At 62.3% G+C, this 13,824-nt stretch carries 10 protein-coding genes; 3 read left to right on the top strand and 7 right to left on the bottom strand.

Annotated features, from left to right (window positions below):
• Window positions 1–180 precede the first annotated feature (180 nt).
• Both PQR40_RS17070 and PQR40_RS17065 read left to right on the top strand, forming a co-directional pair.
• Window positions 181–1,674, top strand: a complete 1,494-nt coding sequence (locus PQR40_RS17070) for an O-antigen ligase family protein (RefSeq protein ID WP_408509448.1) — start codon at window positions 181–183, stop codon at window positions 1,672–1,674.
• Window positions 1,671–2,897: a glycosyltransferase gene (locus PQR40_RS17065; RefSeq protein ID WP_408509447.1), complete on the top strand. Its 1,227-nt coding sequence runs from the start codon at window positions 1,671–1,673 to the stop codon at window positions 2,895–2,897. The genes PQR40_RS17070 and PQR40_RS17065 overlap by 4 nt, the downstream gene beginning before the upstream one ends.
• Before the next feature lie 95 nt (window positions 2,898–2,992).
• Here the strand turns inward: PQR40_RS17065 and PQR40_RS17060 are convergent, their stop codons facing one another.
• From PQR40_RS17060 to PQR40_RS17050, 3 genes are all read right to left on the bottom strand, one after another.
• Window positions 2,993–5,404: a glycosyl hydrolase family 95 catalytic domain-containing protein gene (locus PQR40_RS17060; RefSeq protein WP_408509446.1), complete on the bottom strand. Its 2,412-nt coding sequence runs from the start codon at window positions 5,402–5,404 to the stop codon at window positions 2,993–2,995.
• Between the two features lie 371 nt (window positions 5,405–5,775).
• The gene (locus tag PQR40_RS17055) at window positions 5,776–7,518 is read right to left on the bottom strand and encodes an FAD-dependent oxidoreductase (RefSeq protein ID WP_408225659.1); all 1,743 of its coding nucleotides are present in this window, start codon (window positions 7,516–7,518) and stop codon (window positions 5,776–5,778) included.
• A 228-nt stretch (window positions 7,519–7,746) separates the two neighbouring features.
• On the bottom strand, window positions 7,747–8,367 hold the full coding sequence (locus PQR40_RS17050; protein WP_408225656.1) for an LbetaH domain-containing protein: 621 nt from the start codon (window positions 8,365–8,367) through the stop codon (window positions 7,747–7,749).
• 176 nt (window positions 8,368–8,543) lie between these two features.
• On the opposite strand from PQR40_RS17050, the gene PQR40_RS17045 reads away from it, so the two are divergent.
• Window positions 8,544–9,050: a hypothetical protein gene (locus PQR40_RS17045; protein ID WP_408390643.1), complete on the top strand. Its 507-nt coding sequence runs from the start codon at window positions 8,544–8,546 to the stop codon at window positions 9,048–9,050.
• A gap of 31 nt (window positions 9,051–9,081) precedes the next feature.
• On the opposite strand, the gene PQR40_RS17040 is transcribed toward PQR40_RS17045, so the two are convergent.
• From PQR40_RS17040 to gmd, 4 genes are all read right to left on the bottom strand, one after another.
• Window positions 9,082–10,419 (bottom strand): glycosyltransferase WbuB, encoded by a 1,338-nt coding sequence (locus PQR40_RS17040; RefSeq protein WP_408390645.1) that lies wholly within the window; start codon window positions 10,417–10,419, stop codon window positions 9,082–9,084.
• A gap of 54 nt (window positions 10,420–10,473) precedes the next feature.
• Window positions 10,474–11,616 (bottom strand): glycosyltransferase family 4 protein, encoded by a 1,143-nt coding sequence (locus tag PQR40_RS17035; protein ID WP_408225647.1) that lies wholly within the window; start codon window positions 11,614–11,616, stop codon window positions 10,474–10,476.
• A gap of 115 nt (window positions 11,617–11,731) precedes the next feature.
• Window positions 11,732–12,691, bottom strand: coding sequence for a GDP-L-fucose synthase family protein (locus PQR40_RS17030; RefSeq protein ID WP_408390647.1), 960 nt, complete (start codon window positions 12,689–12,691; stop codon window positions 11,732–11,734).
• A gap of 5 nt (window positions 12,692–12,696) precedes the next feature.
• Complete coding sequence (gmd, locus tag PQR40_RS17025; RefSeq protein WP_408225641.1) at window positions 12,697–13,815, bottom strand: GDP-mannose 4,6-dehydratase; 1,119 nt, start codon at window positions 13,813–13,815, stop codon at window positions 12,697–12,699.
• Between the last annotated feature and the right edge of the window lie 9 nt (window positions 13,816–13,824).

The following is a 13,824-nucleotide window of genomic DNA, read 5'->3' as shown; positions in this document are numbered from 1 at the left end:
ACATGAAAGTGTGCGCGCGTCTTGCAGGGGCCGCCCTTGCCACTATCGCCAGAACCCAGGCAATGGGCGACGAAACTGGGCGCGCGGAATTGGCAGGCGGGGATATTCCCGCACAATGACCCGATGCGAGACTGTCCGCTACAGACCGACGGCGGATCGACAGCACGGGGAGGATCAGCAATGCGCCATCAGTATGCGACGCTCTGGATATGGTTTTTTCTGTTACCGCTTGCGCTGGACTATAAGGCGACCAACGCCAACGTAGGCCATTTCGCGCAGTCCGGACTGGTGATCCCGGTAATCGCCGCGGGACTCGCCCTCGTGTTGATTGCACCACGCTTTCGCGACCACTCGCGCTTGCGCTCGATCGTCACCTTCAGCGTGCTGCTGTGCGTGCTCGGCAGCATCGTCGCCCAGTTTGTTCAGGACAACGACGCCGGCAATTATCTGCGCGTTCTGCTCCCCTTCGTACTGTTCGCGCTGGGCTATCTCGTGGCCTGCCGCCCATGGAGCGAATACAGAATTTCGCAGTTCGAGAAAGCGCTGTTCTTCGCCAACGTGGTCAGTCTCGTGTTTACCTTCGTCTATGGCATGGCGACGGGGGGCGATCTCGAGGACGTCCGTTACCGCATCATCTCTGTGACGTTGCTCGGGCTGCAAGCCGTGCTGCTGCACGAATTCATCGTCGCCAGGCGCTTTTCCTTTTTCACCGTCGCGGTGTTCGCCGGCAGCGTCATCATCGAGTTGCTGAGCGTCACGCGTAGTTTGCTGGTCGGCACCGTATTGCTATTCCTGATCGCCATGGCGCTATCCGCGCCCTCGATCCAGCAGGTCTGGCGCGCGGCCGCGCGCACGCTGATCGTGAGCGCCGTACTGGCTGGCGTAGCCGGCATCGCGGCGCTGAGCTTTCCGACCGTCGCGGAGCACTGGACGCAGCGCATTTTCGCGTCGGAGGAAACCGTCACTGGTAAAGATCCGACCACCATTACCCGCCTCGCCGAGATGCGCGATCAGTATGACCAGGTGACAGCGTCGCCGGAAACGCTGCTGTTTGGCGCAGGCTACGGGCACTACTATCGCTATTCCCCTGCATATCTGCCGGACCTCGCCGGCCAGATCAGCGAGAAAGACTTCTACGCCATCAATGAATGGGCTGCGGGTCACAACTTCTGGATCTATCAACTTTTCGCGGGCGGACTGTTGTTCGGTATCGCCATGCCTTTGGCTACCCTGGCTGCGCTGGCGATCTGCTTCTTCTCGTATCGCTACTGGCGCTCGGTGGTTCCCGACGCGCCCATGCTGCCGGTGCTAGGACGCGCCATCATGCTGTTTGCCGCGTTGCCGGCCACATCGATCGGTGGCAATCCGCTCGGGCCGCGTTTCTCAGGGCTGATATTCGGCATTGCTCTCGGCTTGATGATCGCCACGCACGCGCGATTGCAGCGGGCATTGCCGGCGCGGGTGAGGCGCGCGCCCACGCCACCGCATTTGCGCCCGGCCGCCATGCCTGAATTGCCTGGCAGAATCCGGCCCGGCATGGGCCGCGCCGATCTCGCGACAACCCTCGGCATGTCACGTGCGGCAACTGCTGCGCCCGGCTCCAGTCACTTCGGCGCCCTCGTGTCGCGCACTACGTCGACGCGGCGCGCCAATCGATCGAATATCGTCCGATGAAAATTCTCCATCTGCTTGCCAGCATCGATCCACGCGCCGGCGGCCCAGTTGAAGGCGTTCGCCGCAGCGGCGTGGCGATGCAGGATGCCGGACACGAAATTGAAGTGGCCACGTGCGATGCCCCCGGCGACGCCTACCTCGCTGCCTTCCCGTTTCCGGTGCATGCGTTCGGTCCCGTCAACAGCCGCTACAGCTATAGCGCGCAACTCGCGCCGTGGCTCGCCGCCAACGCGAACCGGTTCGATGCGGTCATCGTGCACGGTTTGTGGCAGTACCACGGCTTCGCGGCATGGAAAGCGCTGCGCCAAAGCGGCGTGCCCTACTACGTGTACGTGCACGGCATGCTCGACCCGTGGTTCAAACAGGCTTACCCGCTCAAGCATCTGAAGAAGTGGTTGTACTGGCCGTGGGCCGAATACCGCGTGCTGCGCGACGCACGCGCTGTCATCTTTACGACCGAGGAAGAGCGCATGCGCGCCCGTCAATCGTTCTGGCTATACCGGGCACATGAGCGGATCGTGCCGTACGGGACGACCGTGCCACCACTCGAGGCCGAGCCCTTACGCGAAGCGTTCCTGCAAGCCGTGCCCGGTTTGCGCGGCAAACGCATCGTGCTGTTTCTCGGCCGCGTGCATGCGAAGAAAGGTTGCGATCTGCTGATCGATGCGTTCGCGCGCGTCGCGAGCCGCGATCAGTCGCTGCATCTCATGATCGCGGGTCCCGACGAGACCGGCTGGGTGGCAAGTCTGCGCGCCCAGGCCCAGGCAGCCGGCATCGCGCATCGCATCAGTCTGCCGGGCATGCTGCAGGGCGATCTCAAGTGGGGCGCGTTTCATGCAAGCGACGTGTTCGTTCTGCCCTCGCATCAGGAGAACTTCGGCGTGGCGGTTGCCGAGGCGCTCGGCTGCGGACTGCCCGCGCTGATCTCCGATAAGGTCAATGTGTGGCGCGAGATCGAAGCCGACGGCGCGGGGATGGTCGCCGCCGACACGGTGGACGGTACGGAAAAGAATCTCGTGCGCTGGCTCGAACTCGACGATACCGCTCGCGCGGCCATGCGCGCTCAGGCGGTCCGCACGTTTGAAGCACGCTTCCGGATTGAAACCATGGTCAGCGCGTTGACGGCGCTGCTGGAAACGAAGGGCAACACCGGCGAAACACGTGAAAACACGCTCGCCACGCTGCGTGGGGCTACTCAACCGAGCACTCAACCGAGCCGGTGACAGCGCGCCGCCTGCGCGCACCATCACCGGCTGTTCTTCATTACTCCTTCATCACGGCGCCAAGGTCAAGGCTGCGATCGGCAAGGTTGCGGCTACTAGGAAACTGGCCGCAGGTTGCCGTCGAACCTCGCGGTGCCGTTCGCGGGTATCACGACCGCTCGCGAAGCGTTACTGTAGAACAGGTTCGTCCGCGTCCCGCCCACGCTGGTGAGCTTGACGGAAGACAACGCCCCGCTGGTCCACGCGAGGTCCACCGCAAACCCGCCTTTCGCCCGCAGCCCCTTGACGCTTCCCGTGCCCCATTGCGACGGCAAAGCGGGCAGCAGCGTGATGCGATCCATCCTGCTTTGCAGCAGCATTTCCAGTATCGCCGCCGGCCCACCGAAGTTCGCATCGATCTGGAATGCAGAAGAATTGCTCGACAACGCGTAGGCATCGAACATGTTGGCAAACGTGCCGTTCACGCCGTCGTTGCCTGCCGAGTAGTTCGGCAGCTTCGGAATCATCGAATAGCAGGTGGCGGCATCGTGGAAATGCGCCCAGCAGGCAATGCGCCATGCCAGCCCCCAACCGAACGAGTTGAAGCCGCGCGCGGTCAGCAGCGCCTTCACGCCGGCTACGAGCTTCGGATCGCTGTCGAGCGTAATGCGTTCACCTTCGAACCAGCCGATCAGGGGCGACAGATGCCGGTGTCCCGTTTCGCCGACAACGCTGTCGCTCATCCATTCCTGAAGCTGCCCGGTCGTCGGACTCACCTTCGGCAGATACAGCTGCGCCTTCATAGCCGCGATCGTCTGCGCGAACTCGGCATCCCTGCCAAGCAACTGGCTCGCCGCGACCGTGTTGGTGAACAGATCCCAGACGAGTTCCTGCGCGTAGGTAATGCCAAGCTGCTGGTGAGGCCCCTGCTCCGGCGACCAGTCCTTGTCGTCGATGAGCAGCCCCGTCGCGGGGTCTCGAATCAGGCGCGTCTGCCAGAACTCGCTGGCGGACTTCATCACGGGGTAGATGTTCGCCAGATAGCGCTTGTCCAGGGTGTACTGATAGTGATTCCACAGCGTGCGGCAATACCACGCGCTCGCGGGCGGACTCCAGTCCCAGCCGATGGAGCCATAGATGCCGGTCGAAATCGCCACCGTCCAGCCCGCCACCTTGCCGTTCGAATTGCTGTAATTCACGTTGGCGGCATCGTTAAAATGATTCCGGGTGGACTGGACCCACGACGGAAACTGCCCGGTGACGTAGTCGGCAAACGGCTGCTGGCACTCCGGCAAGCCTGCGCGGTCGGCGAGCCAGTAGTTCATCTGCACGTTGATGTCGGTGTGGTAATCGGCCATCCAAGGCGGGTTGTTCGTGGTGCTCCACAAGCCTTGCAGATTCGCGGGCATCGAACCGCGCGACGACGAGATCGTGAGGTAGCGTCCGAACTGCACGTACATCGCTTCGAGTTCGGGATCGGCCACGGCGGCGTTCGCCCCGCGCGCCTGCAAGCGGGCCGGGATCGTCATCGCCTTCTGCGCGGCGCTCGAGGTGCCGAGGTTCAGCTCCATACGCCCGAAGAGACCGCGATAGTCCCGCACATGGCGCCACAACAGATCCCAATAGCCCCGAGCCGCAGCGTTCGTCACGTCGGCGATCGTGGCGCTGCGCGGATTGATGCCCGTCAGGTAACTGTCGACGTAGCGACCGGTGTAGTCGGTGCGCGCTGCGAAGATGATCGTAAGCGCCGGACAGTTCTGCAATATGATCTGCGCATTAGCGGAGTCGAACCGCGCGACGCCCGCATCCGGAATGACCGAAAGGTACGAGGCGTATAGCTCTCCGCTACCGCTGACCGAACCCGAAAACGACAGCGCGTGATTTGACTCGCCGATCGTCTGAGTGCCTTGCCCGTCGATCAGTGACACGGTGCCGTTATACGTGCCGCCATCCGAGGTGAGCCGCACGACGATCACATTGTCGGGAAAGCTGCTGAAGATCTCGCGCCGGTAGGTTCTGCCGCCGACGCTGTACTGCGTGCGCACAAGCGCATTGCTGATGTCGAGCGAACGCTGGTAGTTCGTGGCGCCGGCATGACCGGGCAGATCGACATAGAGCTTGCCGAGCGACAGATAGGTGCCCATGCCAGTCGTCGTATAGGACAGGTCGACGACGTCCTTGCTGCCCGACCACAGCGTGATCTCGTTCAGATAAAGCGCTTCCCTCTCACTCGCCCCGCCAGCCAGCGCGCCCAGACGACCGTTTCCGACTGGCAGGCCCTGAAACTGGATGTTGGATTCGACGGCGGGCTGATCGTATTGGAACAGCAGCGCCTGATCGGCGGAGGTGAGCGGTGAAGCGCCCTGTGCGGAAGCGGAGAGTGAATCGGTGGTTGGGGAGGGGCCGGTCTCGCTGGCCTGTGCGGAACGTATCGCGGCATGATTGCCCGCACCTGCCACTGGCAGGATGGCGGCTACACCGCCGAGCTTGAGGAGCCTGCGACGCTTCTGGTTTACAGACGTTTTCATCCTGTTTCCTGGTTCGCGAAGTTTCCCCGAAAATCCACCTATGAATAGTTTGTGCAAATATGCACTTCACCGGGATTCTCCAGACATTAGGTCTTTCCCTCGGTACGCGCGCAGCAAAGCGACGTCAGGATTTGACTATTTGTCTGGCACGCAGACGCATGGGATACGCCCGGCGAGCGTTTTGTGCATCTGCAAATCGGTGGGCGGGGGCGCGGGAGGGGACGCAGAAATAACGGAGAGGAGTGCGGGAACGTCATGCGGTATTTCCCGCTATGTGAGCGGGACGGCCATGCGCGTGTGCTCGTGCGCGAGACACCCGGGCATCGAGCCGATAACGGCGCGCCTTCGCGCGCACCGTCACCGGCTGTTCTTCATTGCTCCTTCATCAACGGCGTCAAGGTCGCGGCTGCGATTGGCAGGGTTTCGACTTGAGGCTGCTGCGGCTGCATCGATATCAGCGAACTGTTGGCTGCGTCGCCCCGCATATGGCCAACGATATCCGCGACATCGAGTTGCCGCACCAGATGGCCGGCGAGGCGTAGCGCAAGCGCGGCAATCGTGATGGTCGGAAAGTTGGCGCCGACAGTCGGAAACACCGAACTGCCCGCCACGTAGAGATTGCTTATCCCATGCACCTTGCAATCGCGATCCACCACGCCTTCACCTGGCGAATCGTGCATGCGCGTGGTGCCCATGTGGTGCCACGTGCCCTCCAGTTTCGCCGGCCAGCGCCGGCCTTCGAGCGGCGCATCGAGTTCGACGTCCGCGATGCCGGCCATCTGCAACTCCTGCGCGAGCAACGCGAACGTTCTGTCGAAGGTGCGTTGCACCTGTTCGCCCAGACGCCACTCCACCTTCACGCGCGGCATGCCGAACCGGTCGCGTTTATCCGTCGACAACGTCACCCGGCTATCGGGATCGGGCACCGCCTCGACGATCGCCTGCAACGTTACGTCGGTGATCAGCGCCGGCCATTGCAAGAGTCGCGTTAAGCCATAGCCCACGGTATGCAGCGGGTGCGCGATCATCGTCGCGAGATCGGTTTTCAGGCTGCGCCCCGGCTGGTCTTTCTGCAACAGCGCTTCCTTGCAATGGATCAGTGCCTCGGATCCTGCGGTGCCTTCACCGTACCAGCGCGAATAGAGCCACACGCGCGAATTCAGCAACTTCTCGCGCTCCATCAACTCCTGCTTCGGTGCGAACTGTGAGGATATCTTCGTACCGTGCGCCGACACCGCGGCATTCTGATAGTGATACTTGATGTCATACAGTTTATTGCGAGCGTTGCCCGGCCGAAAACGCACTTTGCCGGACATCATCCGCGGATGATCCATGAAGTAGCGGCCCACCAGATCGTTGGCATTACCAAGGCCCGCCGCGTGCACGTTATTCGAGGCGAGCAGGAGGCGCGCATTCTCGATGCCGCCCGTGGCCAGCACGAAAATCCTGGCGGTCACCGTCATCTTGCGTCCACTGATGGTCGCCACCTGGAGCCGCGAAATGGACGTGCCCTGGGCGTCGGCGTCGATATTCTGGACATTCGCATACAGAAACACGCGCACCCGCGATGAGCGCGACAGCTCGTCGCGATAGGCCTTGCCGAAACGTACAGGGGGGCTGAACTGCGCGACGGTATCGCGCATATCGCCAGTTGCAAGTGGTATGCGGCGCACGTCGTGGCGCCCAATCTCGCGCTCCCAGTAGGCGGGGTCGAAATTCTGCGGACCGAGCTTCAGCAGTTCATGCGTGCGCGCGTAGTACGGCGCCAGTTCTTCGAGGCCGAACGGCCAGCCGCTGTGCGGAATCCAGTCGCGTTTCTCGAAGTCCCACGGATCGAGCGGACGGCACCAGCCGCCCCAGCAGTTGCTGCTGCCGCCAAAGTAGCGGCTGCGCGAGCCGTCCGCGAACGAATAGGGAAGCCCGGCGTTCTCGCCGCGATAGAGGTCGCGGGTTTCGTCATCAGGCCCGAAGCCCCCGCTTTCGAGCATGCAGGTATCGACCCCCGCCCTCGACATCTCCAGCGCAAGCGTAATGCCGGCGACACCTCCGCCGATAATGCAGACCGTCGTTTCAACGGCCGTGTTGTGTTCAACAGTGCGAGTATCGATGAACATCCCTACTCCCCATCTTCTTCATGCATCTCTGGGTGCGTCAATCCGGCTACTCATCCAACCGGGGCTGGCAAGCAAACCACGCACGCGTCGTTACCGAACACCTCATCGGCATCGCCGCGAGTGTCGATCAAAGAATCGGTCGACAATCCCATTGCGGCCGCCGACATTCCGGCTTGTCAACAACCTGGCCTCCCCAGCGTATAAACGCTGCGGTTTTCTCTCTGTGCTTCAGGTCACGGAATCGAAACGGTTCCGGATAAAACGACATGGGTTGCCGCCGTATACGCCCTCTGGATCGAGTGAACGATGCACGACGGACAATGGCGTCACCACGGCTGACCGGCCGATCGTCACACCCATCTGCACAACACATTTCGAGGTGATCCAGACACCGTCCTCGATGACGATCGGCGCGACGCGCAGATCCATCGTGGTGCTCATATCGTGGGACCCGGCGCTCAGAAACGTGCCTTGGGAAATACAGACGTTCGAGCCGATGCGGATCAACGCCTGGTTGTAGATCCAGACGTCGACACCGAACCAGCAGTTATCACCCACTTCCAGATTCCACGGCGACTTCACACGCAATGGATGCATGAAGCGGCAACCCATGCCGATCTTCGCGCCAAACAGACGCAATAGCCCAACCCGTACTGACGAGAGAGGCAGCAGCTTGTTGTTGATCACGCAGGCTTCAATGACAAACCAGATGAGCTCGATCAGGGCGCCGCGTTTCGCGCGATAGTTTCCCTTTCCAGCCAGGCTGAGATCGATAACGCGGCTATCCCCGCGGACGCCTTCGACTTTCGGCGTGCGCCCGATCTGCGGATCGTCGGCAACATTACCCATCAGCTTTCTCCAGACCACGAACGTGAGTCACTGTCTCCACGCATCACGCTTACATTATGTTTCGACTCCTTACTGAAGCCGGCTTCATGGCCGTACGGGCTAGCGTTTTGGCGGCTACCCACGTGCTGGTTGGCGCACGATAGCTCTATTGAGACCGCATCTCCCCGGGGCATACGATGACCATCTCGTTTCGGCATACGCCACGCTCGCTGCTTCTCGCCATCGCCACGTGCGCCGTACCGGCGCTCGCGCAGAACGCGCCACCCGCGGCCGCTGCACCGACTCTTGCCGCTACGGCTGCGACCGCCTACGGCACCCCCACCCCAGCGGCGCGCGCCAACCCGGGCGCCGCGCATCGCAACAGCGAAGCGCAGTTGCTCGGCGCCCCGCACGAATACGGTTCGCCAGACGCGCAGCAAGGCAATACCGCCGACGCCCAGCAGGCGGCGCTGCTCGACGAACAACGCATGACCGTGTTGGGCGGAGGGCAAGGCGGGCAGCCGGCTGTGGGCAAGGGCCAGCGCAACAAGGCGCAGGCCGCCGCCAACGGCAAGGTCCGCGTGGCCGGTCAGCCAGGCGGTCCGAATGCGGCCGACGGCTTGATGCCCGAAGGCGCAGCACGAGCCACTTACGCCGATCCGTACGATCCGGGCAAACACGCCGTCTATCGATCCCCGTGGTGATATTGCATTCATGAGATGGCCGCGTACCGGATCAATCCGGCGCGGCTTTCTCCGTTGTAGCCGGCTTGCGCTGCCGCGGGGCCGTAGCAGTCGAGGGCCTCGGGCCGCCGAAATACGGCACCTCCGCCTTCGCACGCTTGCCATGTGACTCGCGAACCAGCGCCGCGAGCCGCGCTTCAAAAGTGGCGATCGTCGACTCCGGCGACAGGGCGCGCTCCGCATAACTGCGTGCGGCCTTGCCGAGCGCCGCGCGGCGTTCCCGGTCGCTTGCCAGCACCGTGATCGCCGCCGCCAAAGCCTTGACGTTGTCCGGCGGTACCACTACGCCGCGTGGCGACACCGCCTCGTAGAGACCCGTGCCACGCCGCGCCATGGCCACCACCGCACGCCCGCTTGCGAACATGCCGGTGAGCTTCGAAGGCATCACCAGATCCGCGGCATCGCCACGTTGCGGCAGAACGTGAATGTCAGCGAGGTTGAGCAGTTCGTTCAGACGATCCGCCGGTTGCAGCGGAATAAAAACGCAGTTCGTCAATCCCGCGCAACGCTCCAGCAAACTCTCTTTCGCGGCGCCACTGCCACAGAAAACGAAAGTGACATCGGCACGTGCGACAAGCGAAGCTGCCGCATCCGCGAGCGTTTCGATGCCCTGTTTCGCGCCCATGTTGCCGGAGTACAGCACCACCTTCTGGTCAGCCGGAATGCCCAGCAGACGCCGGTAGTCGCTCGCGCGCGTCAACGGGAAGATGGTCGACACATCGACCCAGTTGGGCAGGCACACGACCCGCGAAGGCTCGACACCCTTGGCCACCAGACGCGCGCTCATCTGCTGTGTGATCGACGACACGGTATCGAAGCGCCGCAACAACGTGCTTTCGATCCAGCGTGCCACGCGGGCTGCGCGCGAGCTTTTCAGAAGACCCAGATCGAAAGCGGCATCGACTTCGAAATCCTGAATATGCACCCAGGCTCGGGCACGCGCGATACGCGCGAGCGCCAGCGCAGCAGGCGCGCACATCAGGGTCGGTGCGATCAGCATTGCGGCATCGGGGCGCCATAGCACCTGCCGGGCAAGCAGCGGCAACGAGCTCACCGCAAAGCTTGCGAGATGCAGCATTCGCTTCAGGCCGCTGGGACGCGCCGGCACCCATAGCGGCGCCCGCCAGATCGTCACACCGTCGTGCATCTCGCGCTGATACCACCAGGACACATAGCCCGTAGCAACACGCCACTCAGGGTAATAGGGTGGCGCACACACCACACGAACCTCGTGGCCGCGGCTGGCCAGAAGCGCGGCCATTTCCGCCGTGTACTTACCCACCCCCGTCAGTTCAGGTGCGTAATTGAGACCGTAGATCAGGATCTTCATTGTGACTGCCAGAACATGTTAGAGCTTCGCAGGCGCGGCGGGCCGTGAGGCGCGTCAGTCGCTCAGCATCAGCGCGCAGCCACGAGCGATATTGGCGGCGGCAGAAGGCGGGTCGAAACGACGGATCACATCCATACAACGGTGCGCCGTGCCGCCGGCGTCGGCGAAAGCCTCCATCGCCTTGAGCATCGTGCGCTGCAATCCGGCGACATCTCCCGCCGTGAATGCGTAGCCGCTCACGCCGTCGATCACCAGCTCAGGCACACAGCCGCAGCTTTCGCTGACCACCGCGGGGCAGCCGTGCGCGAGCGCCTCGTTGACGACGAGTCCCCACGGCTCGCTATAGCTCGGCAGCACCATGCAGGTCGCGCCGTAGTATTCCTGCGTGAGCGGCTCATCCTGCAAACTGCCGGCAAAGGTCACCGCCTCGCCCAGTTCGAGTTCAGCCACCTTCGCGTGCAGCATCTCCGACATCGGCCCTGTGCCGACAATGCGCAGCTTCGCGGCTGGAATACGCCGCCGCAAACCGGCGAACGCCTCGATCAGTGTGCCGATGCCCTTCTCTTCCGAGAGACGTCCCACGTAGAGAAACACCGGCGGATTGCCGGCGCGTGCGGCGATCCTCTCGACCAGTGCGCGCTCCGGCGAAAACGATCCAGGCATTGCCGCGGCCTGGCACGGCACGAAAATCTTGTCGCGCTTCGCGCCGAGTGAAAGCAGGTACTCCCGGCTGCGCTCGCCGAAACCGAAATAGCCGTCGCAGAGCGAGAAGAACACGCGCTTCGGAATCGATGTCAGCAGCTTCTTGGGCCGGTCGCGCGCGGTCGAATCGCAGAACACCGCGCGCCGCTTGCCGGTCACGATGCACGCCGCCAGCATCGCCCAGTATTCCGGACGGTGGTAGCCCGGCAGAACGATCAGATCCGACTTGGTGCGCAACACTTCCCAGGTGAGCCGCGCGATCATCTTCATGGTCGGCACATCTTCGTAGCAGCCGTCGAACAGTTTCTGCATCGGATAACGATGGTACGAATAGTCGACATCCGAAAAGCCGACACGGTCGTGCTCGGTATCCGCAATCTGCACCATCGAGTAGCGAATCGCGCCGGACGACGAAATGTTATGCAAAGCGGAGAACACGACACCCTTGTGACGCGACCATACGACGTTGTGGAAGATCGTGACTGACGCGGTCATTTTTATGCCACTCCTCGAAAAATCGTCCCTGTGTGCGTTGCACGTCACTCGCGCGCAAGCGCCTCACGCATTCCCTCAATTCCAGAACCGCGCTCAACGGCCCTTCAGTGCACGCCTATGCATGCAGGGCGGCGACCGAGGTCGAGCCGGCGTGTAATTCAACGAATTCCCGATACGTGGACGCGATGCCCTCCTCGAGGCCAGTAGTCGCGTGCCAACCCATTTGCGCGAGCCGCGATACGTCGAGCAACTTACGCGGCGTGCCGTCGGGTTTGGACGCGTCGAATACGAGCTCACCCTCGAAACCGGCCACCTTGCAGATGCATTCGGCCAGCTCGCGAATCGACAGGTCCTCACCGATCCCGACGTTGAACAGACCTTCTGTCACGTTGTGCTCGAGCACGAACAGCGTTGCGGCGGCGAGATCGTCGACATGCAGAAACTCGCGGCGCGGCGTGCCCGATCCCCACACCGTCAAGGTTGCGGAGCCGTTCACCTTCGCTTCGTGTGCCTTGCGCAGCAGAGCCGGCAAAACATGGCTGCTGTTCAGGTCGTAGTTGTCGTTAGGGCCATACAGATTGGTCGGCATCAACGAGACGTACTGTGTGTTGTACTCGCGGTTGTACGCCTCGCACAGCTTGAGACCGGCGATCTTCGCAATCGCATAGGCGTCGTTGGTCGACTCGAGCGGCGAGGTCAGCAGATACTCCTCACGGATCGGCTGCGGGCACTGCTTCGGATAAATGCATGACGAACCGAAGAACACCAGCCGCTCGACTTGCGCGCGATACGCGGCATGAATCACGTTGGTTTCGATCACGAGGTTTTCATAGATGAACTCACCCGGCTGCGACGCATTGGCGAGAATGCCGCCCACGCGTGCGGCCGCGAGCAGCACCACGTCGATGTTTTCCCGCTCGAAGAAGCCGTTCACGGCGGCCTGATCCGTCAGGTCGACCTCCGCCCTCGAACGCGTGACGACATTGTGGTAACCCTCGGCATTCAGCCGCCGGACCAGTGCGGAGCCCACCATGCCACGGTGGCCCGCAACAAAGATGCGTGCTTGTTTGTTCATCGCCGTTACTCGTGATGTTCCAACGCCGTGAAACCAGCCAGCGTGACAAGTGCGTCACGTCGTGCAATCTGATAATCCGCCCGCACCATTTCCTTGACGAGCGCGCTGAACGGCGTGGTCGGCTGCCAGCCGAGCCTGGCATGGGCTTTCGAAGGATCGCCCAGCAACGTCTCGACTTCGGCAGGCCGGAAATAGCGCGGGTCGACGCGCACGATCACATCCCCGGGCGACATCTTGACCTCGCGCCCTTCCACCTTCTCGACGACGCCGATTTCATCCACGCCAGTACCTTCGAAACGCACGGTGACACCCAGTTCGGCCGCGGCATGCCGGACGAAGTCACGCACGCTGTACTGCACGCCGGTGGCGATGACGTAATCCTCCGGTTGCTCCTGTTGCAGCATGCGCCATTGCATCTCCACGTAGTCGCGCGCATGGCCCCAATCGCGCAGCGCCGACAGATTGCCGAGATACAGTATTTTCTGCATGCCCACCGCAATGCGCGCCACCGCGCGCGTGATCTTGCGCGTTACGAAGGTCTCGCCGCGCACCGGCGATTCGTGATTGAACAGAATTCCGTTGCAGGCATAGAGCCCGTAGGCTTCGCGATAATTGACCGTGGTCCAGTACGCAAACAGCTTGGCCACCGCGTACGGGCTGCGCGGGTAGAACGGCGTGGTTTCCGACTGCGGAATCTGTTGCACAAGGCCGTACAGCTCCGAGGTCGATGCCTGATAGAAACGCGTTTTGTGCTGAAGCCCCAGAATCCGGATCGCTTCGAGAATCCGCAGCGCGCCGAGCCCGTCCGCATTAGCCGTGTATTCCGGTTCCTCGAACGAAACCGCCACGTGGCTCTGTGCCGCGAGGTTGTAGATCTCATCCGGCTCCACACGCTGGATCACGCGCAGAATGCTGGTCGAGTCAGTCAGGTCGGCATGATGCAGAAAGAGTCGCTGATCCGGGTCGTGTGGGTCGCGATAGAGATGATCGATCCGGTCTGTATTGAACAGCGATGACCTGCGTTTGATGCCATGTACGTCGTAATCCTTGCCGAGCAACAGCTCAGCGAGATACGACCCGTCCTGTCCAGTGATGCCGGTGATCAGCGCGACCTTGCGTTTCATGGAACTTTC

The organism is Paraburkholderia sediminicola, from assembly GCF_046026855.1.
Classification (GTDB): domain Bacteria; phylum Pseudomonadota; class Gammaproteobacteria; order Burkholderiales; family Burkholderiaceae; genus Paraburkholderia; species Paraburkholderia sediminicola_A.
This window is presented reverse-complemented; position numbering and strand designations above follow the sequence as displayed.